We start from the raw sequence: 26,153 nt of genomic DNA, 5'->3' as shown, positions 1-26,153 counted from the left end.
TGATGCTATCGAAGGACTTTCACCAGTCGCGTGTGGTCATTGTCGATGACGTAGTCGCCAACAATCGCCTGCTCGAATCCAGTCTCAGAGCCTTTGGCCTGCGCAATACCATCAGCTTCTCGGATTCGGCGGCAGCGCTCGAATGGCTGCAGCACAATCCCTGGAACCTGCTGTTGCTCGACCTCGACATGCCGGCGCCGAACGGCTTCGAAATCCTGCGCAGCCTGGCCGGTCGCGATCGCAGCGCCAGCCCGGTGATCATCATCACCGCACTGAGCGACACGGCCAATCGCCGTACCGGCCTGGAACTGGGCGCCAACGACTACCTGAGCAAACCAGTGGATCTGCCCGAAGTCATCCTGCGCGTGCGCAACAACCTGCAACTGAGTCAGGCCAGCCAGAACCTGCAGGCGGCCAACCAGACTCTGGAGCAGAAAGTGCGTGAACGCACTGCCCAGCTCAAGCACAGCTACAGCGCCTTGATGCGCACCCTGAGGCGCGCAGCCGCCTACCGCGACAGCGAAACCGGCAACCACATCGCCCGCATTGGCGAATCGGCCGCCTTGATCGCCAGTGCGATGGGCATGGAGAACGACTGGGTCGAACTGATCCGTCAGGCCGCGCCCATGCACGACGTCGGCAAGATCGGCATCGCCGATCACATCCTGCTCAAGCCCGGCCCGCTGACCGACCAGGAGCGCCAGATCATGCAGGCGCACCCCAGCATCGGCTATTCGATCCTGCATGACGAACACCCATCGTCACTCACCCGCATGGCTGCCGAGATTGCCCTGGGTCACCACGAAAAGTGGGATGGCAGTGGCTATCCCGAAGGGCTGAGCGGGGAACAGATTCCGCTATCGGCGCGCATCGTGGCGCTGTGCGACGTCTACGACGCCCTGCGCATGCCGCGCCCGTACAAAGCAGCCTGGCCAGAAGAGAAAGCCCAGCAGTACATCCGCGAGCAGTCCGGCAAGCACTTCGACCCGACCCTGGTGGCCATCATCGAAGGGCTCTACGAGCAAATCGAAGCCCTCCAGCACAGGCTCAGCGATTGTCCACAAGGAGACTGACCGACTCGGAGCATGCCCTGCGTCATCCATAGCCTTGAACGTATTCCTAGCCCTTGAGTACTGCCACCATGAATTTCCGCTCCATATCCATAGCCCCCAGAGCTGCAATCGGATTTGGCCTCATCGCCCTGCTCGTCTTCGTCCTGGGCGGTTTTGCCCTGCTGCAGATGAGCAGCATGCATGACAGCTCCAGCGAGGTCGAAGAAAACTGGGTTCCCAGCCTCAATACCCTCAGCGATGTGTCTCAGGAAATCCTGCGCCTGCGAGCAACCACCCTGCGCATGCTGCTCAGCGAAAATGCCCAGCAACTGCAAGAGAACAAGAACCAGGCTCAGACCCTTCTCGACGAACTGCAGCGCATGCAGCAGCACTACGAAGGCCTGATCAGCTCCGCGGAAGAGCGCACGCACTACGATGACTTCAAGCGCTACGAAAGCACCTACCTGGCGACCCGCGCACAGCTCGTCCAGCACCTGAACGACAACGACCGGCAGGCCGCCCTGAGCCTCCTGTATACAAGCCTCAACCCGCAAGCCGATAGCATGATCAAGGCCCTCAATGAGCTGATCACGCACAACCGCGAGGGCGCTTCCAGTGCGGCCAAGGCCTCCAGCGCGGTCTACACCCAGGCCATGCGCGGTACCCTGCTGGTCATGGCCCTGTCGGCCATCGCCACGTTCGTACTCGCCACCTTGCTGACCCGCAGTATCGTCAGGCCCCTGGCCGACGCCGTGCAGGTCGCCGACTCGGTCGCCAGCGGCAACCTGACGCTGAGCATCGACACCCGGGGTAACGACGAGCCGGCCAAGCTGCTGCAGGCGCTCAAGAGCATGCAGGGCAACCTGCGCGGCACCATCGAGCAGATCGCCGACGCGTCGAACCAGCTGGCCTCGGCCGCCGAACAACTCAGCACGGTCACCGATGCCAGCGCGCGCAATCTGCACCAACAGAGCCTGGAGATCGACCAGGCCGCCACTGCCGTCACCGAGATGAGCAGCGCCGTGGACGAAGTAGCGCGCAACGCCGCCAGCGCCTCGGAAAGCTCCAGCGAGTCCGGGCGCATCGCTCGTGACGGCAGCGAGCGCATCACCCAGACGCTGTCTTCGATCAACCAACTGGCGGGTAACGTCGACAATACATCGCACAATTTCGGCCAGCTGGCCGGCAAGATTCGTGGCATCAGCCAGGTACTCGACGTGATTCGCAGCATCGCCGAGCAGACCAACCTGCTCGCACTCAACGCCGCCATCGAAGCCGCCCGCGCCGGTGAAGCCGGACGCGGATTCGCGGTGGTAGCCGATGAGGTACGCGCCCTGGCGCACAAGACCGGGCAATCCACCCGCGAGATCGAAAGCATGATCGGTGCCGTGCAGGGCGATACCGAACAGGCAGTGCGCGACATGGATTCGAGTAATGGCCTGGCCAAACAGACGCTGGAGATCGCTCAAGGCGCCGGCGCGGCGCTGCAACAGATCATCCAGTCGATCAGCGAAATTGGCGACCGCAACCTGGTGATCGCCAGCGCCACGGAGCAGCAGGCGCATGTTGCACGCGAGGTCGACCGCAACCTGATCAACATCCGCGACCTGTCGCTGCAGAACTCCGCCGGATCGGAGGAAACCAGCACTGCCAGCCGCGCGCTGTCGAATCTGGCGGCGAATCTGCAGGGCATGGTGGCGCGCTTTCAGGTCTGAGCATCACGCGATACGCGCCCGGCGCATGGAAGCGCCGGGCGTGTCACCGTCAGTGGCGTCGCCGACACCGCACGGAGCAATAGCGCACCTCCTCCCAGCAACGAGCCCACTTCTTGCGCCAGGTAAAAGGCAAACCACAGGTGACGCAGGTCTTCACCGGCAGCTCGCTTTTCTTCACAGCGTTTGCCCCGCATCCAGCCGCGCCAGCAGGTGCTCGCCCCAATCCCAGAGGGCACGCCTCTTCACGTCGTCCATCCGCGCCAGGTTGCGATAGACCATGCCCAGCCGCGGGTTGCGCTCCAGGCGCTCGCGGTGGCGCATGAGGAAGTGCCAATACAGCGCATTGAACGGACATGCCGATTCGCCCGTGCTCTCGCTGACCTTGTAGCTGCACCCCTGGCAATGATTGGACATGCGCTTGATGTACTGACCACTGGCGCAATACGGCTTGGAGCCCAGGTAACCACCATCGGCATGCATCACCATGCCCAGTGTGTTGGGCAGCTCGACCCAGTCGAAGGCATCCATGTACACGGCCAGGTACCAGTCGCAGATCGCCTTGGGCGCGATGCCGGCCAACAAGGCGAAATTGCCGGTGACCATCAGCCGCTGGATATGGTGTGCATAGGCATGCTCCAAAGTCTGGCCGATGGCCTGGCGCATGCAGTTCATGCGCGTCTGCCCCGTCCAGTAGAACTCGGGCAGCGCGCGGGTATTACCGAATACGTTGCCCTCGGCGTAGTCCGGCATGCACAGCCAGTAGATGCCGCGCACGTATTCACGCCAGCCGATCAACTGGCGAATGAAACCTTCGGCCGCATTCAGCGGCACCCGTCCTTCGCGGTAGGCGGCTTCCACGTCCTCGCATAATTGGCGCAGATCGAGCAGGCCGATGTTCAGTGCTGCACTGATGCGCGAATGAAACAGATACGGCTCACCATCGGCCATCGCATCCTGATAGTCGCCAAAGTCAGCCAGGCCGCTGGCGAGGAAGTGTTGCCAGAGCCGTTCGGCCTGTTCGGCTGTCACCGGATAGTCGAAGCCGTCCAGCTTGCCGTAATGATCGGAAAAGCGCTGGCCCACCAATGCCAGCACGTCACGGGTGATGGCATCGGGCTCGATGTACAGTGGTGCTGGTGGCCGTATCCCATTGGGCAGCGCCTTGCGGTTGTCCGCGTCAAAGTTCCAGGCGCCGCCTTCCGGACTGCCATCGGGGTTCAGCAGCAGGCCGCTGAGCTTGCGCATCTCCCGGTAGAAGAACTCCATGCGCAGTTGCTTGCGCCCCTTGGCCCACAGGGCGAAGCCATCGCGGCTGCATAGAAAGCGACTGTCGGCGTGCCAGTGGATGGCCAGCCCGCAATGTCGCAGTGACTGCTCCAGGCGCCAGTCGCCGCATTCGCAAATATGGATTTCCTGCGGGTTCAGTCGTTGCGTCCAGCGCATCAGCTCAGCGTGCAGAGAACCGCTATTGTGCGGATCATCGAGTTGCACGTACTGCACACGAATGCCCCGCCCGCGCAACTGCTCGGCGAAGTGACGCATGGCACTTAAGATCAGTGCGATCTTCTTCGGGTGATGCGGCACATGGCTGGCCTCCTCCATCACCTCAGCCAGCAGCACCTGATCACGCTCGGAGTCGAGCCCCTGTAAGGAGGCCAGTTGCAGCGAAAGCTGATCACCCAGTACCAGCACCAATCGACGCGTTAGCACCGGTGCGCCCTATGACCATGCCGAATGCAGGCTGATCGGCACCTTCAAGCCGTTGTTGGCCGACGGCATGCCGCACATTTCATCGTGCACGGAGGTGTGCAGAAGAAAGAAAGGCAACACCGGCAGATCCTGCAGGACATCACGGGCGTGCTCGACAGAGCGCAGCTTCAATGTCGCGCCTCGACTGTCGAGCACCGGATGAGCACGGCCACCCATCCAGGCCTCCAGCAGATAGATGCCACCTTCGAGGGAAACCAGATTGAGTTCAGCGATACGTCCAGCCTGAGCATGGATGGACAGGTCGGGCAGGTTCATGAGAGCACCTCCTTATTTCATACAAGAGTTATACAAATTCAATTCTTGTACAAGATAAAGAAAGCTCAAGCTCAGGAAGGAACCGCTCGTCCTGAGCGGACGAGCGGTCTTTAAGACGACTCAGTCGTGCTTGGTCAGCTTGTCCAGGTAGCCCATGGCGAACGCTGAGGCGACGAAAGTCATGTGGATGATCACGTACCACATCAGGTGATCGGTGTCGTAGTTGCGCGCATCCATGAACACTCGCAGCAGGTGGATCGAGGAAATCGCCACGATGGAGGCCGCCACTTTCATCTTCAGCGAGCTGGAATCCATCTTGCCCAGCCAGTTGAGCTTCTCCTTGCCGTCGTCGATATCCAGCTGCGAAACGAAATTTTCGTATCCAGAGATCATCACCATCACCAGCAGGCCGCCGACCAGCGCCATGTCGATCAGCGACAGCAGCACCAGAATCAGTTCGGCTTCGGCCATGGCGAAAACATTGGGCAGGATGTGGAAGACTTCCTGGAAGAATTTCAACGCCAGCGCCAGCAGCCCGAGCGACAGGCCAAAGTAGATAGGTGCCAGCAACCAGCGCGAGGCGTACATCGCGTTTTCGATAAAGCGTTCCATGGAGAACTCACTAGAGAAGAGGGGCGAAACGGCGGCGAGTATACCCAGCCGTCCCGGTCAGCAGAAGTCTCCGGAAGTACTGTGGATAACCCCAGTTCGGGCACAGACGAACGGCCCTGGAAAAACCCTCGTAGCGATACCCGCTCAGCTCTGCCCGTCAGTTTCAGGGCGCCGTTGCAGTGGCCGCCCGTGACCATGCCCTTCGCCATTGACGCGGCGCAGTTCAGCCAACAGGTGCAAACGCCAGATAGGTGGCTCGGAACATTCGACATAGCCCTGCAGGGCCAGGCTCTCGGCGATCCCTGCCAGCACGTCCTCAGCGACGAAAGGCCCGTAGAATGGGCCTTGCACCTTGATGGCTGAAGGTTGGGCATCGGACATACCGGCTGCACAGAGCAGCGTCCAGCGTCCGGTTTCTCCTGCCAGCGGCCGAATCACGCACTCGATTCGGGTGACCAGGCCCAGGCAGTGGCGGGTGAGGCAGAGGCTACGCGACATCGCGGCGACCCTCGCGGAATCCAGGCTTCAGCCTACACCCCGAGCGATCCCACTGTGAAGAGCAGAGTTACCCACAAAACCTGTGGATAACTCTGTGCATGAGAGGTGAGCAAAAAGACCTGCGCGGCTGCCACTGGCGATCAGGGACAATCGTGCAAGATCTGATCAGCCCGCTGCGCCCTCACCGTCCGCTTTCTTGCGACGCGGTGCCTTGGCCGGCTTGGCCGCTTCGCTTTCGGGCTCGGGCTTCTTCGCCACCTCGGGACTCTTGACCTCTTCCTCCAGGCCAATTTCGGCAATGTCGCGCAGGCGCTCAACCACTCGCGCATTGACGCTGCCCTTGGGAAAGCGCCCCTTCTCATCGGGGTGACCGGCCGCCTCGCCAACCAGCAGGCTCAGCGCCTCGTCGACATGACGCACGGCATAGACGTTGAACTGGCCGTCTCTCACCGCCCGCAGCACACGTTCGTCGAGCATCAGGTTGGCGACGTTGGAATGCGGGATGATCACGCCCTGCTCGCCGGTCAGGCCGCGTGCCTCACACAGGCGGAAGAAGCCTTCGATCTTCTCGTTGACCCCACCGACCGCCTGCACCTCTCCGAACTGGTTGATCGAACCGGTGATGGCGAAGCACTGCTTGAGGGGCGTGCGCGACAATGCCGAGATCAGCGTGCATACCTCGCCAAGCGAAGCGCTGTCGCCGTCGACGTAACCGTAGGATTGCTCCAGGGCGATGCTTGCGGAGATCTCCAGCGGAAACTCTTGCGCGTAGCGGCTACCCAGGAAGCCGGTGAGGATCATCACGCCCTTGGAGTGAATCGACTGCCCCAGGCTGACCTCACGCTCGATATCGACGATGCCACTACCGCCCGGATAGACGGTGGCGGAAATACGCGCCGGCACACCGAATGCCGAATCACCCACTTCCAGCACGGTCAGGCCGTTGCACTTGCCGACGGCGGCACCGCTGGTGTCGATGAGGATGATGCCGGCCAGCATGTCGTCGATGATCCGCGCAGAAACACGGCCGGTGCGGGTGGCCTTGGCCTTCAGCGCACGCTCGATATGGCCGACATCGGTGAGGCTCTCACCGGCCAGGTCGCGGATGAAGTCTGCTTCGCTGACCAGCTGGAACAGGTCACCTATGCGTGCCGACAGGCGCCCCTGGTGTTCGGCCAAGCGCGCACTGTAGGTGGCCAGACGCGCCACGGCAGCGCCGCTGAGCGGCGCCATGCCCTCCTCGGAGGTGCGCGTCTTCATCAACTGGGCGAACTGCTCCAGGCTGTCGTCGGCCAGCGGAATGTCCTCGTCGAAATCGACCAGTACGCGGAACATTTCCTGAAAGTCCGGATCGGCGTCCTGCAGGGCGTAATAGAGCTGACGCGAACCTATGATCACCACCTTGAGTTGCAGCGGAATCACTTGCGGGTTGAGCGTGACGGTAGCGATGCGACCGAGGTCGCCCAGCGGCGATTCCATCTTCAACTGGCGTGAATGCAGCGCGCGTTTCAGCGCCTCCCAGACGAAGGGCTCGCTGAGCAGCTTCTCCGCCTCGACCACCAGATAGCCGCCGTTGGCACGGTGCAGCGCACCTGGGCGCAGCTGCCGGTAACTGGTGTACAGCGCGCCCTGATCGGAGCTGTACTCGATACGACCGAACAAGTTGTCGTAGGTCGGATGCGACTCGAACACCACCGGCGCACCGCCATGGGCGTGGTGACCGACCACCAGGCTCGGGCAGTACAGCTCTTCGAGCAGCTTGCGCAGCTGCGGGTCGGCCTTGTCCACCTCCACCAATTGCTCGACTGCGGTCTTCAGCAGATTGACCTGCATGGCCTGCAGGTAGGCGCAAACGCCGGCATTCTCTGCATACTTTTCCGACAGCGGCGCCAGCAGCGGTTGCAGCGCAACGGTAATGGTTTCCTCGTTGAGCTGACGCAGCAAGTTGCTCGACTCACGCTTCCACTGCGGCAGGCTGGCCAACTCTTCGTTCAGGCGCTCTTCGAGCAACGCGATATCGGCGTGAAAACGCTCGCGTTCGGCTTCCGGCAACTGGGCGAACTCGGCTTCATCCAGCGCCTTGCCGTCGGCCATGGGGGTAAAGGCGATATTGGTGCTGTCGCGGTAAAGAGCGATGCCCTTCTCCAGCGACAGGCGTTCGATCACGTCCAGCGCCTGGTCGTAGCGCTTGTTGAAGGAGCGATCGATGGCGCTCTTCTTCTGCTGGAAGGTCGGCGTCTCGAACACTGCCGGGAAGGTCGCCAGCAGGTTGTCGATCAGTTGGTTGATGTCGGCAATGAACTCGCTCGCCGTACCGGCCGCCAGCTCCAGCGCACGTGGTTCGCGCGGCTCGTCGAAGTGGTTGACGTAGACGCGGTCGGCCGGCGTCTCCATGCGCTTGGCTTCGGCCTTGAGATAGCGCTGGACGAAAGAGAAACGCCCAGTGCCCGGCTCGCCCATGACGAACACGTTGTAACCGGGGCGCGGCATGGCCACACCGAACTGCAGCGCCTCCACAGCACGGGCCTGGCCGAGCACACCGCGGAAAGGCTCAAGATCGTCGGTACTTTTGAAGTTGAACTGCTCGGGGGAGAAAGGGCGGGTCAGTGATTCGGGGGCAAGGCGCAAAGCATCGAGGCTACGCTGGGACATTGGTGATCCTTATAGCGGGCGGACATCTCCGCAAAACATAGGCATGATTCTGGGCCTGTGGCGCAATGGCGATCAAGGCTTGATTCGTCAGGTAGTGAAAAATCCCCACCTCCCGCCCATTCATGTCCACTCCAGAGCTGCCACTACCTGGCCAACCGAAGCCTGGAACGTGACTCAAGGCGAATCACCGGTAACACCTCGCACTTGCACAAATACCGCACCAGTGCTGCCTTGACACCAGCGCCACACCCGGCCAAAGCTCGGCCATCGCCACGAACCAGAAGAACAGCGACCTTGAAACGGATCTTCGCCGTCCTCGCCCTGAGTTTCAGCCTTCCACTTCACGCTGCCTCAGCGCAGCACCTGGCCGAACTGGCCAGCGACCCATACTGGATTGCTCTGGGGCACTACGAAACCGGCAAGCTCGGCGGCTGGCGCAGCTATGTCGACGACGATGCCTTCTTCCTCGCCGCCGATGGCGACCACGATCCGGCAGCCGAATTGGCCGCTACCGTGCAGGCGCTGTATCGACCGGTGGAGCTGGGCGATCGCCACCCGCAATGCATCTACCCGGCGCGAACCCGCTGGCTGAAAGCCCAACTGCAGCTCGATGACCTCCCCAGGCCGGACTGCGCCGAATACCGAAACTGGTTTGCCGACATCAATCCGCACAGCACCGTATTGGTGTTCCCGGCCGCGTATCTGAACAGCCCATCGTCGATGTTCGGCCATACCCTGCTGCGCATCGACCAGGCCGATATCGACAGCCACAACACCGCGCTACTCAGTTACGCGCTGAACTTCGGTGCCTTCATCGAAGGCGACGACAACAGCATCCTCTACGCCTGGCGCGGGCTGATGGGCGGCTACCCCGGTCTGTTCGCTCTAGTGCCTTACCGCGACAAGCTCAGCGAATACAACAGCCTGGAAAACCGCGATCTGTGGGAATACCGACTGAACCTGACGCCGGAAGAAACCGCGCGCATGGTCGAGCATGTCTGGGAACTCAAGCAGATCCGCTTCGACTACTTCTTCTTCGACGAGAACTGCTCCTACCGCCTGCTAGAGCTGCTGGAGATCGCCCGCCCCGGTATCGAGCTGACCGAACACTTCCCGCTCACCGCCATCCCCACCGACACCGTACGTGCGGTCAAGGATGCCGGGTTGATCGAGCGCATCGACTACCGTCCCTCGCGGGAGCGCGAACTGCTGGCGCGCGCCGAACCGTTGCAGGCCGACGAACAGGCCTGGGCACTGCGCCTGAGCGAAGACCCGGCGCAGCTCAGCGATAACGACTTTCTCGCCCTGCCAGCCGAACGGCGCGCACTGATTCAGGACGCCGCCTTCCGCCTGGTGCGCTACCACGCCAACAGCGAGGAGCGCAGCAGCAACGCCCAGCGCAGCTTCCAGTTGCTCGGCGCCATCAACCGCAACCCGCCGCCACCGCTGGAAGTCGAGCGCCCGCCGCTGCCCGAAGAAGGCCACGAATCACGTACCTGGCAACTGGCCGGCGGCAGCCGTGATGATCGCGCCTTCGCCGAATACGGTCTGCGCATGGCCTACCACGACCTCAACGATAATCTCGATGGTTTCCCACTGGGCGCGCAGATCGAGATCCTTCAACTCAAGCTGCGCCAGTACGAGAACAACCACTGGCAACTGCAACGCCTGGATCTGGCCAATATCCGCTCACTGACGCCGCGCAACGCCCTGCTCCAACCTCTCTCCTGGCAGATCGGCGGCGGCCTGGAGCGCGTACCAGGCGAAGATGGCGACACACCGCTGGTTGGCCACATCAGCGGCGGCGGCGGTTACAGCTGGCAGTTGAGCGACGATTGGCTCGGTTTCGCCCTCGGTACCGCGCGTCTGGAATACAACGAAGACTTCGCGGCCGTGGTCTCGCCTGCACTGGGCTTCAACAGCGGCCTGCTCTGGCGCAACCCGCTGGGCAACCTGACCCTGGAAGCAGCCGGTGACTATTTCCACAATGGTGAAGTCCGCCGCCGCCTGTCGCTCAATCAGCAATGGGAGGTGTCACGCAACCTCGGCCTGCGCCTGAGTGCTCAACGCGAATTCAGCCAACTCGCCAGTCCGGTCAACGAAGTGAAGCTGGAGCTACGCTGGTATCACTACTGAGTAGCAGCACCCAGGCGATGGGCTTCTATACTGAAATTCCTGCTGCCTGTTTCAGGAGAGTCATCATGCGTCGCGCACTCATGTTTCTCGCTGCCACTCTGATCAGCCTGCCACTGTGGGCCATGCACTGCCCGCAGGACATGGCCAAGATCGACGCACTGCTGCAAAGCGATCCGCCTACCGATCCCGAGGTGCTGGCCAAGGTCAAGGAGCTGCGCGCCGAGGGCGAGGCGCTGCACAAGGCCGGCGATCATGCCGAGTCGGTCAAGGTGCTGAGCGAGGCGCTGGATCTGCTTTCCGCCAGCGAATAACGCACAGTCGGGCCTGCTCAGAAACCGCTGTAGAGCAGGCCCAACGCAACCTGCCGTACCTCCTGCAGATCGACCGGTTTACTCAGACAGGCCGACGCGCCACGTGCTCGGGCATCCTCGAACAACCGGGCGTCGGCCACTGCGCTGATCACCATCACCGGCACATCACGCAGACGTGGCTCGGCGCGCATGGCGTCGAGAATATCCAGCCCATTGCCGTCGGGCAGGTCGATATCCAGCAGCACCAGCGCTGGCTCACTGCCTTGCAATTCGGCCAACGCGCGCTGGCAGGAACTGACGCCGCGCACCTCGGCGAACTCACGCAACGACGCCTGCAGAATCTTCATGCAGGCCGGGTGATCCTCGACGCACAGCACCTGCACCAGACTTGGCACCGCCTGTGTCGGCGTATCGACAGCCGCGCTGCTCTGGCCACCAGGGCTGGCGGCGCTGGGTATATCGAGCCAGAAACGGCTGCCCACACCCGGTTCACTGCGCAGGCCGATTTCACCGTCCATCAGGCTGGCTAGCTCGCGACACAGCACCAGACCGATCCCCGTCCCCGGAATGTTGGAACTCTCGCGTCCAAGGCGCTGGAATGGCTGGAATAGTTGCGCTTGCTGTTCGCTGGACAGCCCAGGGCCAGTGTCGTCGACCCACAACCGCACACAGTCGGCGCGCACTTCGTACCCCATGCGAATCATCCCGCGCGGGCTGTTGTACTTGATCGCATTGGAAAGCAGGTTGAGCAAGATCTGCCTTACCCGGCGCGGATCGCCCTGCACGAACAAGGGCGGATCGGCCGGCTCCATCACCTGCAATTGCAGCTGTTTCTGCTGCACTTCGGGCTGAACCAGCTCGGCACAGCCACTGAGCAGTGCGCCGATTTCGATGGGCTGAAGCTGCAGTTGCTGCCGCCGGCTCTCGATACTCGACAGATCGAGAATATCGTCGACCAGCGAAGTGAGATGGCGACTGGCACTGACGATCTCGCGCGAATAATCACTCTCCAGTTTGGCGTCGGGTTTCTCCTGCACCTCCATTTCGATCAACTGGGCAAAGCCGTGGATGGCGTTCAGCGGCGTGCGCAGCTCATGGCTCATGCTCGACAGGAAACGACTCTTGGCCTGGCTCGCAGCCAGCGCTTCGAGGCTGGCGTGGCGCAGCTCTTCCTGCACCTGTTTGAGCCGGGTGATATCGACATGGGTGCCGGCAATACGCAACGGCCAGCCTGTCTCGTCGCGCCCCAGTACCTTGCCGCGACTGAGCAGCCAGAGATACTCACCGTGGCAATCGAGGTAGCGATATTCCGCGTCGAAGCATTCCTCGTCACTGTCGGCGAACAGCTTGCGTAGGTGACGCAGACGCTCCAGATCATCCGGGTGCACACGCTGGTTGAATTCGCTGAGCGCCAGGGTCGAAGCGCCCAGGCCAAAGCGCCGCACGAATCGCTCGCTGAGTTCAATGGTCAGCGCTTTGGCATCGATCTGCCAGAGGCTTTCGGTCGTACTCTCCAGCACCAGTTGCAGGATGTTCTGCGCCTCCTGACGCTCCTGCTCGCTGGCCTTGAGCTGCCTCCCGGCCTGCTGCACGGCATCGGCCAGGCGACTGACCTCACTGATATGGCTGTCCGGTGCGGCCGGCAGGTATTTGCCCTGCCCCAGGCTGGCGGCCATATCGGCGATGCCGGAGATAGGCTCGGCTAATTGATTGCTCAAGTTGCGCGAACGCAGCCACATCAAGGCGAAGAACAGCAGGTAGAAGGCCAGCAGACCGGCAATCAGCAGGTAACCGATCTGCATGTAGCGCTCGGCCAACTGGTTGGTGTCATGGAAGATCTGCTCCTCGTCCACCACCAGCAGCAGGCGCCACCCGGTTTGCGGAATCTCGCTCCAGGCCACCAACTGCTTGCGCCCACCGAGCACCACCTCCTGGACGTTGCCATTGCCCTCGTTCATCGCCTGCAGCAACGGCGCCATGCCGTCGTGCTTGGTCAGGTTGAAGTCCTCGGGCTTGAGCACCTCACGGCGCACGGCCTCCTCGTAGGAGTACTGGGTCAGCTCGCGCAGGCCGAAATCCAGCTCACCGGCCTTGGGCAGCGCCATGATGTTGTGGTCATGGCTGACCAGCATCGCGTAACCCTGCCAGGGCACATTGAGTTCGGCGATCTCGCCCAGCACCTGGCCAACGGTGATATCCAGACCGACCACGCCTTCGAGAAAGTCGTCGCGATACACCGGAGCGATAGCGGACATCATCCAGCCCAGCCCCGCAGGGTCGAGATACACCTCCGTCCACATCACCTTGCGATCCGGATTGTGCTTGGCGTCGGCGAGGTAATAAAAGTTGTAATCCGGAATCACCATGTCATGGGGATACTGCGCCGGCGTATCGAACCAGGGGTAGATGCGGTTGTAGCTGTCCCAGGTGTTGAAATACAGCGCGGCCACCAGCGGGTTGGCCTGCTGGATCGAGCGCATCAACGGGTCGAGTTGCGACAGGCGCATGACCTTGGCGTGATCCTGCTGCGCCAGGGGCGTGCTGTTGGCATAGAAGGAGGCCGCGCGCCCATCATCACTGCGGGTATAGAACACACCACTGTCGGTTACCGCATGGCGTTGGTGCTCGAGTTCATCCGCCTGAAAACGGGTATCCAATAGCGCTTTGTGAGCGGCATCGCGGTATACCTGCACCAGTGACTCGATGGAACGCAAGCGCCCATCGATGACTTGCCCTTCGCGCACTGCGGCGCTGGCCAGATCCTTGACCGCTGCCTCCTGCAGATGGCCGATCTGTGCATCGCGAATAGCCTGGTTGCTCAGCAAATACACCGCGATCAACACCGACTCCACCAGAATCAGCGGGATCAGCGCGCTTTGCACGAACGCCCGCCAGATCCACTGACGTAGAGGGTAGCGGCTAGAACTCGGCATTACGGCTCCTTTCCAGAGGGCACAGGCTGGCGCGAGGCGCCATCATAGCCTCCTGCGATGGAATCCGCAGTCGACGCTAAGGAACCTTTGCCGTACACTCTCGTCCTATCTGTAACCGAAAAGTTTTGGGGCCGATTAGGATTCGACGCCGGTAGCGAAGCTCGAGGTGCATGCCGACTTGGTAACAGAAGTCGTAAATCAACTGTTGCAACTTTCTATAGTTGCCAATGACGAAAACTACGAGGGCTACGCTCTCGCTGCGTAAGCGGCGCGACTAGTCCTTCTGGTAGCTTCGGCTCCAGCGATCACTAGGGGATGCCTGTAAACCTGAAGTGATTGTCATGCAGAACAGGATCGCCGCGTAGTACGTTGTGGACGAAGCGGCTAAAACTTACACAACTCGCCCAATGCACCCTGCCCGTCGGGCGGCTGAGGGTTAACTCAATAGACACGGCTAAGCATGTAGTACCGACAGTGGAGAACTGGCGGACGGGGGTTCAAATCCCCCCGGCTCCACCAAATAAACCCCTGATTTTCCTAGAGAAAGTCAGGGGTTTTTCTTTGGGGTGTCGAAAAGGTGTCGAAGCGTTAAGCCTGCTGGAGAAGATCGCTTTCGATGTCTGAAAAATTGCTGATCTTCACCGAACCATCGGGAAACCGGGCAATGACATCCAACTGACCACCCATGGCTTCGATGTGGCTACGCAACGTGGAAATGTACATGTCAGTACGCTTTTCCATCTTGGCGATGGATGGTTGCTGTACATGCAGCACCTCAGCCAGCACCTTCTGTGACAACCCACGAGCCTGGCGCAGCTCATGAAGCGGCATCTCTGCAAGCAGCTCCTGGGCTTTGGCCTCTACCCTGGCCTGAGCCTCAGGCGCCATTTTTGCGCGTAGCTCTGCAAATTTCTTAGCCATCTATCAAGCCCTCCTTTCGAAGCTGTTCCAGATGTTCGTCATACAGTCGATCAGACAGCGGAACGTTGATGTCATACCAACGATCATCACCAGTCTTGTCGCCACCGATCAGCAAAATAGCCGAGCGCCTGGGATCGAATGCATACAGGGTTCTGTAGGGTCGCCCTTCGTGCTGCGTCCTCAGCTCCCGCATGTGGCTGTGACGAGAACCATTGATTCCGCTGCTGTGTGGAAAGCCGAGTGACGGGCCTCGCTCCTCCAAAAGCTGGACTGACACCGCGACGGACTCTTGCTCCTCAGCAGACAAGCTTTCCCACCACTCACCGAATTCGTCGGTGTATTCAATATCCCAAGTCATGGAGAAAATATAACCTCAAAGGAATATTCCATCAATGGAATATCTGAATCATAGAGACGAGAGCGGGCCAAAGCGTACCGCATCCAGCAGATGATCCGGCGCCAGGTGCGCGTAACGCATGGTCATGGCCAGGCTGGAGTGACCCAGGATTTTCTGCAGGGTGAGGATGTTCCCGCCGTTCTGGATGAAGTGGCTGGCGAAGGTGTGGCGCAGGGAGTGAGCGGCCTGGCCTTTCGGTAGGCGGATGGTCGTCCTGGCCAGGGCGCGGCGGAATGAGGTGATGGCCGAGTTGGGCTGGCCGTGTTGCTTCCAATGTCTGACGATCTTGGCTTCCAGCTCTGCAGTGATCGGCACCGAACGAACCTTGCCGTTCTTGGTTCCGCTGAAGGTAATCACGCCATTACGTAGCCCGGTCGGTTTCAACTTCTCAGCCTCTGACCATCGAGCACCGGTGGCCAGACAGATCAGGGCGATTATCTCGACGTGCGGGTTGTCACAGCCGCGCCGGATCTCTTCCAGCAGCTCGGCGATCTGTTCGGTGGTCAGCCAGGACAACTCCCGTTCCTGCACCTTGAGCGGCTTCACCAGGGCAAGCGGGTTGGCGTAGTCGATCACACCCAAACCACGTAGCTCGTTGTAGACGGCACGCAGGTAGCCCAACTCGTTGTTCAGCGTCTTGGGCGAGGCGCCCTCCCCTAGCCTGATCCGGCGATCCTGAGCGTAGGTTTGCGGGTCGAGCTTGACACCTTGGGGATTACGCAGGCGCTTGGCCAGAGCATCGAGCTTGCTACGGCGGCGTTCACCATCGCGCAGGGAATGCCCGTGCAGGTCGAACCAGAGGCCAACCAGCTCGGCGAGCGTGCGACGGTCTTTTGGCCTAGGCGACCAATCGGGGTTCTCGACGACCTTGGCCCTGCAGGATGCTTCGAAGCGCTGGGCTTCGCCCTTGGTCTTGAACGTCTTGCGGAAGCGCTTGCCCTTGATGGGCTCCACGTCGACTTTCCAGCGGCCATCCGGTAGCTGATCAATCGCCATGATGTTGGCCCCGGCCGGACGCTTGAACGGCAGCGTGTTTGTCTTGTTTGTGTATTTGGCAAACAAACATCAGACGGCACGCCCCCACCGGACGTAGCGTTCTTCCAGGATGCCTTTGATGTGTTTGTAGAGTGCGTCTTCATCCATGCCTTTGGCGGCATAGTGGTCGCGGATCACCGGCCAGCACTCCCAATCCTTGAGCCGGTAAAAAGCCTTTCTAGCGCCCACTCGCCCCCGTGCCAGCAGGCTTACGAAGTTTCCCAGGAACAGTTCCACGTTCTTGCCCGAGAAGCCCCGCGCCGTCTTGTGATAGCGCTTGTACTCGGTTTCATCGAGCAGGGAATCGACGGGCAGATCGACGCGCACGTCGTCACGGATCAGCGTCCAGATCGGTTCGAAGTATCCAGGGCGGGCAATGAGCTTGAACTGGCTCAGGCCATAGCGCCACAAGCCGTCCAGATGCTGGGAGAAGGCCGCGAAGGTGCACGTCTCGATGGTCTGGCCACTCTGCAGGTCTACCGAGCCGCTGGCGAACTGCTGGACGATGGAGTGGTGATAACGCAGCTCGACGCGCCACACGTCCTGGGCCGGGTTGTAGTTATCCGGGTCGGCTTCGTCGAAGCTGTCACGTCGTCGCCAGACGCTTTCCCAATAGTCGAGCTTGTCGGTAGCCTTGGCCTGTTCGGTCTTGTTGTAGATACACAGCTGCAGGCCGTTGGCGGAGCCGAACATCGAGGTTTCACCGCGGCCATACACGCTCGACTTGGTAGCCCAATGCAGTTCGTTGATGCCGGATATATCCCGGTGCGCTCGGGCTCTGCAGTGCATCCTGGCGACCAGATCGGCGGGAGGTGTCCAGCCCTGCAGATCGAGTGCGAGGTGCACTGCGCATTGGTTGACCTCGATGTTGGTCAGCACCTGGGCGGCGTAGTGATCCAGGCGGGCCTGCAGGCGCTCGGGCGACAGGCTGTCGATGGCATGGGGCGAAACCTCGACCTTGAGGTGTGGGCCGATGTTCTCGACCTTGGCGTTGAAGTTCTTCACCAGCAGCACAAAACCCAGGTCAGCGTTCTGCAGCTTGTACTGGTAGCCCGAGTCACGGCTTACCCGACCGGCATGCCAGCGGTCACCCGCGAAATCGACGATGGCGCCGGGCTTGTCGAACAGGCTCAGGATTTCAGGGCGGAGCAGCCCTTTGTAGAGCTGCCTCACCGTATCGACGCCACAGCGCAGCAAGCGGACTTTCGACAGGTCGGTGATACGAGCCGTATTGCGATCAACGAACAGCCGCCCGGTCGGGCTTTCGTAGCCATTGTTGTCCAGCCGGATTTGATCTTTTGCCATGCTTCAAAACTCCAACAATGGCCATTACTGGCCGAAATCATTCGTCTCTATCTGACGTGTTACAGGGACGTCAGCGCGAAGGCGCGTGCCTCGCTCGCGCCTTCGTTCTGAACTGAACCACTCCGGCGCTCGCTCATCCGCGCCCCGCCGCTGTCGCGCGCACGCGCGCCTCGTGCCTCGGCGTGCGTTCGTGCGCTAGCGGCTTCGCAGGTTTGTTGATCGACCCAGTAATCGGGGTATTCGGCTTTGGCTTGTTGGTCGATCAGGCAGGACTGTTTCTGCGCGAAGGAAGGCATCTTGGGTGGTTGATAAGGCGGGAGGCTGGCGTACCAGAGGAAGGCGCTGAGCAGCGCTAGGAACACGAGGTGCAGGCAGTCAGCGAAGTGCAGCGGGCGGGGGCGGATCAACACCAAGGGCTTTGCCCTTGTCATCCCACTCTTGCCGCCGAGGGCTCGGGAGCGCGGGGTGGTGAAGCTACCCCACACTCCCGTTGTCAGGCTGATATTCATGGTGCGGGGTCAAGGGTGCGCTGCGCCCGTGCTTCCGTTCGCCGGAACGGTGGAGCTGTTCCGACGAGCCGGGAGCGCGGCCCCTGACCCGGCCGAATGGGTCAGGGTCATGCGGCCCAGTACGTTGCCGGAACCATGCCGGTCGCGGTACCGCATCGCCCTGATAGAGCAAATGTCTTCAAAGTAGATTTCGTTGGCGTGGCGTGTGCTGGAGGCGATGCCCATGCCCAGGAAGTAGGCTTCGTCCTGCACGCCCTCGACCGGCAGCACGACACCGACGATGTGCATGCACTGCCAGAAGGTTTCCTCATCCCCTTCCCACATCAGCTCCAGCAGAACAGTCTGGCCGATGTAGCTCAGGGCCTTGGCAGCATCCAGGGTGATCCCGCGCTTACTCATGGTCGTAATCCCCTTCTTTGAATTCCTTCTTGCCGCTGAGCAGATCGGCGCGGAGCTTGCCCACATCCACCATGATGAAGTCGGCGAAACGAGCGCTGGGGATGGTGCCGTTCTCCACCCACTCCACGACTTCTTCAACCGGAATGCCGCTGGCCGAGGCGAAGGTGACGATGCTGGTCAGGTTTTCGATGGCAGCACCGAGCGCAACCACGTTGCCCTGTTTCGAGTTCGGGTTAGTCATAGCGTCCATTCCTGTTCGAGAAGTTGGCTGGTCAGCAGCGCGACGTTGACGACGACGTGTTTGCCGACCTTGTGGGAGGGGATGTAGCCGTGGCGAATCCAGCCCCAAACGATGTCGTGGCTTTGGCTCATCCGTATCCAGTCGGCGAACTCGCGCCATGGCATTACGGGCGGAGCCGGCTGGACTGGCAGGTCTTTCAGCGTGAGGTTGGTTCCTTCCATCGTGATGGCCTTTGTTGCACTATGTTGGTCTTTATTGCGCTACGCCTTAGCCACCTGGCAGCGGACATAAGACGTAACCTACAGTCGTAATATACAACGACGATAGGCAGCATTTGTATATTACACCCGTAAATTACTAGAACATTATGGAATCGATAGACGACCGCGTTAGAACACTTGTCGATAAGACAGGACTAGACGAGCTGGTGAAAAAGACCGAGATCAGCGGAACGCGGTGGAGGACTGTTCGCTACGACAAGCGGACGAGGATCAGCACACAAGAGGTAGAGGCACTGACACGCCTATACCCGTCCTATGCGCTTTGGCTGGCTAGCGGAGCTATCGCACCCGAGAGCGGGCAAACCAGCCCTGAGTACGACGAAGCCAATCCCCAAGAAGATGCTTGAAAGACTCTTTAAATTGCTAGAAATGACCAGCCTCAAAGACCTTGCCGAGGTGAACAGCAAGGAATACGTGAGGTGGCAAAGCATCAAACGCGGAAAGGCAAGGATCAGCGCAGAAGAGATCGAGCAACTCGGCAAGCTATACACGAGTTACCGCTGGTGGCTAATGACAGGTGACGTGATGCCAGACAAAGGGCAGACCAGCCCTGATTACGACGAAGCCAACAGAAACTTGACCAGTCAAAACGCGGGATAGCGATCACCCAGGAAGCAGCTAGGCGCTGGTACGCCCGAAAGGACAAGTAGATAAGGGAATGATATGTCTGCAACTGACTTGGCAAATGAATCTGACAGGGGCTGTGTTTTAGTAGCAGCCGCCATGCTAGACGAATTTTTGGAAGAATCTATAAAAGAACGGATTCAAGAGAATAACGTCTCAAATAAAACCGTAAAAAGCCTTTTTGACGCCAACGGCCCAATTGCTAACTTCTCTTCCAAGATACTAATCTGCCGGTCATTTGGCATCATTGACGACGCAAGCTTTCATGATTTAATGATAGTAAGAAAGCTCAGAAACACTTTTGCGCACACAACAAATGAAGCAAGCTTCTTAGAAAAAGACGTCATACAAAAAGTAAGAAGCATGCACTTCGTACAAAAATGCATGAACACAACACACAAAGAATTCCTCCCACAAAACAATCCCACAGGATCAAGTCCAACAGAACATCCAAAGGACTGGGAACTGAGAGCAAAAGGATTGCTCCCCGTTGATAAATCAATGTTTTGCACAGCAGTAATATATATACAAATTCACATATTAGAAAAAAGAGCTATGCACTTAAAGGAAAACCAAAAAAAGCAAAATAAACCAAGCTCTGTTTATACAAGCAGCGACGTACAAAGTGTCGAAACACTGTCGAAAACACAGTCCTAGAAAGGCCGACACTATCCAGAGCGGTAGAAGTCAGTAGCCCAGCACGACCAGCTTTGACCATCGAAGGTCATCAACGGCCAGTGCTAAAACCGGGTTCAAATCCCCCCGGCTCCACCAATTCAAGCAAGTATGAACCCCTGATTTTCCTAGTGAGAATCAGGGGTTTTTCTTTGGGTGTCGAAACCTGTCAGTCAGTCGACCCGACTAATACCACCCGCCAACAGATATCCATGCAACCTTTTGGCGAGGAGCACGATCACGCACGCGATCTATGCCGGCATAGCGGTATCAGATGACAACCCATGAAAGGATGCACAACCTGGAAAGGTACAAAGACCTAAACAGCGATTCGAGGGTTGTCGCATTTGAAATTGGATAGGGCCCGATCACTGTGCAGTTCGATAGCGGGATAGAAATACCTGTACACCGTCCAGCGCGTGGGAAAAGCTGAGCATTGCAGAGATGCAGAGATGCAGAGATGCAGAGATGCAGAGATGCAGAGATGCAGAGATCAGCCTGAGCCGGACTCAAATGCTTGTTGCAACTGGGGCCCGAGCATTCAGCCTGTGACCTAGCGTCCCCACCTAATACGTTGCAAGAGCTACCAGCCGATCATTAGCAAGCCAGGCCTACCGTGTTGCTGCCGGACATCCACTGAAGCATGCGTGCCGGGTGATCGATAATAAGTGAGTGCAGCTGTGATCCCCATGCTTTCATCAGTTTGCTAGACGCTTGTGTAATAGTGCCATCCCACTGGCGAGCTGTTAGGCTTGCGCTGTTTTCTTGGATTACGAGTAGCCATGTCCCATCTAGCCGACAACAGCCGCGTCATCCGCTCGCCTGACCTCATTGCAACCGAGATGGATGGCGACATCGTCATGATGCATGTCAGCAGTGGTCAGTACTTCGGCATCAGCGGAGTAGGCCCGCGCCTATGGGCATTGCTCGAACGGCCAATGACCATTGAGCAAATGACCAACACCATCGTCAGCGAGTACAAGATCGACGAACAGACCTGCCGTGGGGATATTCTGATATTCGTGCAAGCCCTTCTGGATCAGGGCGCAGCCCAGACCATCTGAAGTCGCTCAGCATGTACGCACAACTACGCTGCCGGCTGCATAACTTCCTAAGCAAGCCGCGCGCTCAACGCTACGCTCTGCCCATCGTCTGGCCATTGCTTGGCTTGAGCCGAGCGCTGGTTCTGCTGCTGCCCTTTCGCTTATTGAGCAAACTGCTCGGTGCAGAGCACGGCCCATATCCACTCTCATGCCTGGCGACGCCGCAACAAACCAGGCGAGCGCTCGATATTGGCCGTACCGTTCGCTGGGCTGCATGCCATACGCCCTGGACTTCCAATTGTTTCGCCCAGGCCCTTGCCGCCCGGATACTGTTGGGTGCAGCAGGCGTCCCCTGCGTGACCTGCTTTGGTTTGTCTCGCGACGAGCAGAAAGAACTGATCGCACATGCCTGGGTAAGCGTCGGGCCAATTCGCGTCTGCGGTGGTGACGGCCTTGCCCGCTACAAGGTCGTAGGCTGTTTCGTCACTTCCGGCCGTGAAACGCCATGACCCTTGCGGTTGCCACCAGCGCCTTCATGCGCCTGCTCCGACGAGCCCCGACGAAAAAGGTCGTAAGCCTCTTCGCTCTGATGGTGTTGTGTGGTCTGACAGAAGGACTTGGCATTGCGATTGTCATTCCTCTGCTGCACGTTTTGCAGCCCTCACCTGATACCTCGGCCAACCTCACGAGCCCCCTCCTGTCAGCAGCCGGCGGGTTTGGCGACTGGTTGACGCCTGGGCCGTTACTGACCCTCTTCGTGCTACTGGTTGGCTTGCGTAGCCTCATTCAATACGGTCGCGAGCAACAGGCCGTACACCTGCAGCACCTCCTCATCGACAACCTGCGTCGCGAGTGTTTTTCAGCGCTTCTGCACGCTGAGTGGCGCTGGTTCATCAAGCGCCGTCGAAGTGATCTGGCCAGCCTGCTGCTCAATGACATCAATCGGATCGGCAATGGCCTCAACTTCGGACTCGCGACACTCGCCACGCTGATGACCATGGCCGTTTACCTGATCGCAGCCCTATTGCTGTCCTGGCAGATGACGTTGCTGGTGCTATTGAGTGCGGCTCTGCTATTGGCCGCGCTCAATGGCCAGCGCCACAATGCCCTGGCTCTCGGCCAAGGATTATCCGCTGCATTCAAAAAGATGCATGCCAACGTGCAGGACAGCCTGACGGGCATACGCCTGAGCAAGACTCTAGGCCGTGAAGAGATTCATCTGGAACAGTTCGAACAAGCCATGCACGACATGCGCGTGCAGCAAGAACGTTTCTCGGCCACGAGCGGCAAGACCAAAGCCCTGTTCCAATGTTCAGGGGTCGCGCTGCTGGCGTTTTATCTCTACATGGGGCTTGAGTTCTGGTCGGTCGCAACGGCGCAACTGCTGACACTGGTACTCATCTTCGCCCGCCTGATTCCGCTTTTTGCAACACTCCAGCAGCAGGTACACCAGTGGCTGCATGCCTTGCCGGCGCTGCTCGCGGGTGAAACCCTGCTCCAGCAGAGTCTGGCGGCAAGCGAGCAGGTAACCCAGGATCGCTCGACTTGGCAATTGCGCCATGCAATCCGCCTGAGTGGCATCGGTGTGAGCTATGCAGAGCGCGAGCAGGTCGCTTTGGACTCGGTGACCCTCGAGCTTCCCTACCTGAGCACAACTGCGGTCGTTGGGCCATCGGGCTCTGGGAAGAGCACGCTAGCCGATGTCATCGCCGGCCTGCTGGCTCCGGATATGGGCACGATTACCGTCGATGGCGTACCGATAGATGCGAGCAATCGCATCTCCTGGCGTCATAGCGTGGCCTACATGACCCAAGATGTGTTCCTCTTCAACGACAGCATTCGCAACAACCTGCTGTGTGGCCATGAAGAGGCAAGCGAGGATGCACTGAAAGAGGCTCTGCATCAGGCAGCAGCCGACTTCGTCTTCGACCTGCCGCAAGGACTCGACACCCAGATTGGTGATGCCGGAGTCAGCCTCTCCGGAGGCGAACGGCAGCGGCTTGCCCTGGCCCGCGCGCTTCTGCGTAAACCTCTGCTGCTGATTCTCGACGAAGCCACCAGCGCACTGGATCAGGACAATGAGCTGCGTATTTGCGACGCGATTGGCAAACTGCAAGAAACGGTGACCATTCTGATCATCAGCCACAAACCAACAACGCTGGAACATGCCACCCAAGTGGTCGAACTGGATCGAGGTCGCCTGGTTAGATGCAGCAACAATCCCCATCTCGACGCCACTCAGGAGTGCACCGCATGCCCCAGCAGCTAGCCCGGCAACAGCTACTGACACTGCTCGGGCAGCCTCCCGTTACCGTGCCTGAAATCACCGAGCAGGAATGGACGACGCTGCTGGACATGGCCAGCCAGCATCGCTTGCTGCCACTGCTGCAATGGCAGCTGAAACATGAAGATGTACGCGACTCGATACCCGTAGCAGTCCATGAACGCCTGGCCGCTGCCTGCCAGCGCTCGACGCTCAGATGCCTCAGGCAGGGCGCGGCGCTTCGACAGGTTACCCAGCTACTGGATGAGGCCGGAATTGACAGCCTGGTGCTCAAGGGCGCTTACCTGGCCTTCTATGTTTATCCTGCAGCGGGTCTGCGCCCAATGCGGGATCTGGATATCCTCGTCCCTTATGCGCAGGCCTTGCGCGCGTTCGAATGCCTGCAGCAAGCAGGTTTCGTCCAGTCCGAGCAGTCCAAGGGGCATGCCAGGGACTGGCTGGACAAACACTGGCATCTCCCCCCGCTGATCGATGGCCACGGGGTTTGCATCGAAGTGCACAGCAGCATCTTCACAACGGATATACATGACGCTTATCTGAGTCACGCCCAATTGCGTGCTCGCGCCATCGAGGCTCAAGCCCCCGGCGCTCCGACCATGCGAGTGCTTTCACCCACGGATCAGTTGCTGCACCTGATCGTGCATGCGGTTTACCAGCATCAACTCGATAACGGCCCCCTGATCTTCAGCGACATCGCCATGCTGCTGGAGAAACACAGCATCGATTGGCCGCTCTTCTGGCGCCTTGCCGAGCATGGCGGTTACAGCAAGGGATGTTACCTATTGCTGGAAATGACGCGCCAGGCTTGGCCCCAGCTGGAATTGCCGCCAATAGCCGCAGAGCATCAACCCAGCAGCGAAGTCATGCATGTCAGCAAGCAGTTGCTTCTGAACAGCCAACAGTCGCACCGGGACGCCTATTACCTCATGCTGCTGGACAAGCAACAGACGCTTGCGGGCAAGCTGCGAATATATTCCCAAGCACTGTTTCCCTCACGCGAAAAGCTACTCAGCACGCAGGGCACGCCAGATTCAGCCTTACTCGGCTACTGGATGCGTTGGCAGCGTTTCTTCACACAGCGCCTGCCGGAACATCTGAGGGCCAGACGTGACCCGCAACTGGGCGAACAGACCCGCTTACTGGCGGACTTCGAGCGTTGGCTCAATTCCTAGGTTTGCCCGTCCGCAAAAGCCTATGGCACAGTGCCCCACCTTGGCGTCCCCATACACCCTGACCACGCACGATGAGCCAAACCATGTCGATACGAGCCGATGCCCCCACTCGAACAGATGAAGCCTCGCTGGGCGACCTGTTTATCGGCATATTGAACTTCTACCTGAAGCAAGGGCGCTGGGTACTGTTGATAGCGCTGCTGTGCACTGCGCCCATCGTGTTCTGGGTGGCCAACAATCCGATTTATCAGCTCACCGCACTGCTTGATACCCCGACCCTGTCACTGGACAAATGGCGCCAGATAGAGCCCATCCTTCCAGATAAAGCCCTCATTCAGAACACCCTTGAGAAAAGCCTGGCAGGCAGCGATGAGGCCGAGCGCCAGCGACTGGCTAGCCGTTTCAGCAACCCTGAATTCTGGAAAAACAGTGTTCGCTATCGCTCGGCACTGCGCAGAGACGATATTCAGGACGCACCGAGCGCCAATCTGCAAAAAGCCAGCACCCTAGGCTTGGAATTGTCCATCAGAGCCAGCAGCGACGACCAATCCAAACGTCTTCAACAGCTCATGATCAGCCAGATTCGTGAAGCAATGGTGCTGGAGGGTGCACGCAGCCTCATAAACGATTGGCAAAACCTCATCATCGACAAGCGGCCCGAGTTGCAAGTCCAGCTTTTCGACAAACAAGTCGACATACAACTCAATCGCAGCCGTATCGAGGACATGCAACAGTTGCTGTCTCAGTACCCCGAACTTCGTCAAATAGAGCGCAATACCTTGGTTTCGGTGCAAGGTGGTGGCGGCCGCTATCTATCACCACTGGCCCAGATCGTTGCACTGGAATCAACGATTTCGGAGGACAACAGCCTGATCAAGAAAACCGAGTACGAACTGGAACGGCTTGGATTCTACGAGCAGGTCATCAGTAATATCGATGAGTCACTGCAGCCCATTCATTCGGGTCATGATCTGGCCCAACAGTTGATAACGCGCGCCAACCAGCTCCAACAAGCCAATGCTTCATCATTGGCCGCAACGGAAGTCAGCTCGGACGTGCTGAACCAGGTTCAGTCTCTACTCAGCAAGCCACAACTGCTTCAACTCAAGGCAACCACCGACCTTCCAGCAACCCCGATCACTCTCAGGCGCCCGCTCATCGTCGGCGCCGGCATATTCGCCTTGGTATTCTTCGCCAGTTCGGTATTGCTTGCCTTGTATCAGTTGATCCGTCGCCAAGCGTTACCGCTCGGTGCCAAATGATGACCTGCGCAAGGCATGTGCTTCAGGCTATAGCCAAACAAGGGATTGCAGAGCCCTACAGAGCCGTCGTC

At 59.4% G+C, this 26,153-nt stretch carries 27 protein-coding genes and 1 other RNA gene; 13 read left to right on the top strand and 15 right to left on the bottom strand.

What is annotated here, in order from left to right; genetic code table 11:
• Positions 1-2: 2 nt before the first annotated feature.
• On the top strand, positions 3-1,073 hold the full coding sequence (locus HS968_RS07080) for an HD domain-containing phosphohydrolase (protein ID WP_182370731.1): 1,071 nt from the start codon (positions 3-5) through the stop codon (positions 1,071-1,073).
• Between the two features lie 68 nt (positions 1,074-1,141).
• Complete coding sequence (locus tag HS968_RS07075) at positions 1,142-2,767, top strand: methyl-accepting chemotaxis protein (RefSeq protein ID WP_182370730.1); 1,626 nt, start codon at positions 1,142-1,144, stop codon at positions 2,765-2,767.
• Between the two features lie 49 nt (positions 2,768-2,816).
• On the opposite strand, the gene HS968_RS07070 is transcribed toward HS968_RS07075, so the two are convergent.
• From HS968_RS07070 to HS968_RS07045, 6 genes are all read right to left on the bottom strand, one after another.
• Positions 2,817-2,945, bottom strand: coding sequence for a DUF2256 domain-containing protein (locus HS968_RS07070; protein WP_119693489.1), 129 nt, complete (start codon positions 2,943-2,945; stop codon positions 2,817-2,819).
• Positions 2,942-4,477 (bottom strand): cryptochrome/photolyase family protein, encoded by a 1,536-nt coding sequence (locus HS968_RS07065; RefSeq protein ID WP_182370729.1) that lies wholly within the window; start codon positions 4,475-4,477, stop codon positions 2,942-2,944. The genes HS968_RS07070 and HS968_RS07065 overlap by 4 nt, the downstream gene beginning before the upstream one ends.
• Before the next feature lie 9 nt (positions 4,478-4,486).
• Positions 4,487-4,792, bottom strand: a complete 306-nt coding sequence (locus HS968_RS07060; protein ID WP_182370728.1) for a DUF6482 family protein — start codon at positions 4,790-4,792, stop codon at positions 4,487-4,489.
• 120 nt (positions 4,793-4,912) lie between these two features.
• The gene (locus HS968_RS07055; protein WP_106739272.1) at positions 4,913-5,404 is read right to left on the bottom strand and encodes a TIGR00645 family protein; all 492 of its coding nucleotides are present in this window, start codon (positions 5,402-5,404) and stop codon (positions 4,913-4,915) included.
• Between the two features lie 144 nt (positions 5,405-5,548).
• Positions 5,549-5,902 carry a PA4575 family protein gene (locus HS968_RS07050; protein ID WP_119693487.1) on the bottom strand — a complete coding sequence of 118 codons (354 nt, stop codon included), beginning with the start codon at positions 5,900-5,902 and terminating at the stop codon, positions 5,549-5,551.
• A gap of 165 nt (positions 5,903-6,067) precedes the next feature.
• Complete coding sequence (locus HS968_RS07045) at positions 6,068-8,554, bottom strand: Lon protease family protein (protein ID WP_182370727.1); 2,487 nt, start codon at positions 8,552-8,554, stop codon at positions 6,068-6,070.
• Between the two features lie 294 nt (positions 8,555-8,848).
• Between HS968_RS07045 and HS968_RS07040 the strand changes: the two genes are divergently transcribed.
• Together HS968_RS07040 and HS968_RS07035 are read left to right on the top strand one after the other, a co-directional pair.
• Positions 8,849-10,690 (top strand): Lnb N-terminal periplasmic domain-containing protein, encoded by a 1,842-nt coding sequence (locus HS968_RS07040; protein ID WP_182370726.1) that lies wholly within the window; start codon positions 8,849-8,851, stop codon positions 10,688-10,690.
• Between the two features lie 65 nt (positions 10,691-10,755).
• Positions 10,756-11,001 (top strand): hypothetical protein, encoded by a 246-nt coding sequence (locus tag HS968_RS07035; protein ID WP_182370725.1) that lies wholly within the window; start codon positions 10,756-10,758, stop codon positions 10,999-11,001.
• A gap of 17 nt (positions 11,002-11,018) precedes the next feature.
• Here HS968_RS07035 and HS968_RS07030 read toward each other — a convergent pair whose 3' ends face one another.
• Positions 11,019-13,934, bottom strand: a complete 2,916-nt coding sequence (locus HS968_RS07030; protein ID WP_182370724.1) for a hybrid sensor histidine kinase/response regulator — start codon at positions 13,932-13,934, stop codon at positions 11,019-11,021.
• Between the two features lie 127 nt (positions 13,935-14,061).
• Here HS968_RS07030 and ssrA point away from each other — a divergent pair.
• Positions 14,062-14,453, top strand: a transfer-messenger RNA (tmRNA) gene (ssrA, locus tag HS968_RS07025).
• A gap of 69 nt (positions 14,454-14,522) precedes the next feature.
• Here ssrA and HS968_RS07020 read toward each other — a convergent pair.
• The 8 genes from HS968_RS07020 to HS968_RS06985 all read right to left on the bottom strand — a co-directional run bounded on the left by HS968_RS07020 (position 14,523) and on the right by HS968_RS06985 (position 18,962).
• Positions 14,523-14,855 carry an XRE family transcriptional regulator gene (locus HS968_RS07020; RefSeq protein WP_061241943.1) on the bottom strand — a complete coding sequence of 111 codons (333 nt, stop codon included), beginning with the start codon at positions 14,853-14,855 and terminating at the stop codon, positions 14,523-14,525.
• Positions 14,848-15,213, bottom strand: coding sequence for a type II toxin-antitoxin system RelE/ParE family toxin (locus HS968_RS07015; RefSeq protein WP_061241945.1), 366 nt, complete (start codon positions 15,211-15,213; stop codon positions 14,848-14,850). The genes HS968_RS07020 and HS968_RS07015 overlap by 8 nt, the downstream gene beginning before the upstream one ends.
• Positions 15,214-15,261: 48 nt before the next feature.
• On the bottom strand, positions 15,262-16,248 hold the full coding sequence (locus tag HS968_RS07010; protein WP_182370723.1) for a phage integrase: 987 nt from the start codon (positions 16,246-16,248) through the stop codon (positions 15,262-15,264).
• Between the two features lie 69 nt (positions 16,249-16,317).
• Positions 16,318-17,592, bottom strand: a complete 1,275-nt coding sequence (locus HS968_RS07005; RefSeq protein ID WP_182370722.1) for a hypothetical protein — start codon at positions 17,590-17,592, stop codon at positions 16,318-16,320.
• A 59-nt stretch (positions 17,593-17,651) separates the two neighbouring features.
• Positions 17,652-18,101 carry a hypothetical protein gene (locus HS968_RS07000; protein WP_182370721.1) on the bottom strand — a complete coding sequence of 150 codons (450 nt, stop codon included), beginning with the start codon at positions 18,099-18,101 and terminating at the stop codon, positions 17,652-17,654.
• Between the two features lie 9 nt (positions 18,102-18,110).
• Positions 18,111-18,500: a hypothetical protein gene (locus tag HS968_RS06995; protein ID WP_182370720.1), complete on the bottom strand. Its 390-nt coding sequence runs from the start codon at positions 18,498-18,500 to the stop codon at positions 18,111-18,113.
• Positions 18,493-18,741 (bottom strand): hypothetical protein, encoded by a 249-nt coding sequence (locus tag HS968_RS06990; RefSeq protein ID WP_182370719.1) that lies wholly within the window; start codon positions 18,739-18,741, stop codon positions 18,493-18,495. The genes HS968_RS06995 and HS968_RS06990 overlap by 8 nt, the downstream gene beginning before the upstream one ends.
• Positions 18,738-18,962, bottom strand: coding sequence for a hypothetical protein (locus HS968_RS06985; protein ID WP_045734302.1), 225 nt, complete (start codon positions 18,960-18,962; stop codon positions 18,738-18,740). Before HS968_RS06985 ends, HS968_RS06990 begins: the two co-directional genes overlap by 4 nt.
• A gap of 146 nt (positions 18,963-19,108) precedes the next feature.
• On the opposite strand from HS968_RS06985, the gene HS968_RS26340 reads away from it, so the two are divergent.
• From HS968_RS26340 to HS968_RS06950, 8 genes are all read left to right on the top strand, one after another.
• Positions 19,109-19,369, top strand: a complete 261-nt coding sequence (locus tag HS968_RS26340; RefSeq protein WP_238338918.1) for a hypothetical protein — start codon at positions 19,109-19,111, stop codon at positions 19,367-19,369.
• 22 nt (positions 19,370-19,391) lie between these two features.
• Positions 19,392-19,622 carry a DNA-binding protein gene (locus HS968_RS06980; RefSeq protein ID WP_182370718.1) on the top strand — a complete coding sequence of 77 codons (231 nt, stop codon included), beginning with the start codon at positions 19,392-19,394 and terminating at the stop codon, positions 19,620-19,622.
• Between the two features lie 63 nt (positions 19,623-19,685).
• On the top strand, positions 19,686-20,303 hold the full coding sequence (locus tag HS968_RS06975) for an MltR family transcriptional regulator (protein ID WP_182370717.1): 618 nt from the start codon (positions 19,686-19,688) through the stop codon (positions 20,301-20,303).
• Positions 20,304-21,103: 800 nt separating this feature from the next.
• Positions 21,104-21,385, top strand: coding sequence for a PqqD family peptide modification chaperone (locus tag HS968_RS06970; RefSeq protein ID WP_182370716.1), 282 nt, complete (start codon positions 21,104-21,106; stop codon positions 21,383-21,385).
• 11 nt (positions 21,386-21,396) lie between these two features.
• Positions 21,397-21,873 carry a lasso peptide biosynthesis B2 protein gene (locus HS968_RS06965; RefSeq protein ID WP_182370715.1) on the top strand — a complete coding sequence of 159 codons (477 nt, stop codon included), beginning with the start codon at positions 21,397-21,399 and terminating at the stop codon, positions 21,871-21,873.
• The gene (locus HS968_RS06960; RefSeq protein ID WP_182370714.1) at positions 21,870-23,633 is read left to right on the top strand and encodes an ABC transporter ATP-binding protein; all 1,764 of its coding nucleotides are present in this window, start codon (positions 21,870-21,872) and stop codon (positions 23,631-23,633) included. The genes HS968_RS06965 and HS968_RS06960 overlap by 4 nt, the downstream gene beginning before the upstream one ends.
• Before the next feature lie 44 nt (positions 23,634-23,677).
• Positions 23,678-24,820, top strand: a complete 1,143-nt coding sequence (locus HS968_RS06955; protein WP_170965205.1) for a nucleotidyltransferase domain-containing protein — start codon at positions 23,678-23,680, stop codon at positions 24,818-24,820.
• A gap of 83 nt (positions 24,821-24,903) precedes the next feature.
• Complete coding sequence (locus HS968_RS06950) at positions 24,904-26,082, top strand: hypothetical protein (RefSeq protein WP_182370713.1); 1,179 nt, start codon at positions 24,904-24,906, stop codon at positions 26,080-26,082.
• Positions 26,083-26,153: the final 71 nt, after the last annotated feature.

Origin of the sequence: Pseudomonas berkeleyensis, assembly GCF_014109765.1 — a bacterium.
Classification (GTDB): domain Bacteria; phylum Pseudomonadota; class Gammaproteobacteria; order Pseudomonadales; family Pseudomonadaceae; genus Aquipseudomonas; species Aquipseudomonas berkeleyensis.
Note: the sequence above shows the minus strand (reverse complement) of the source record. Positions and strands in the feature narration are given on the sequence as shown.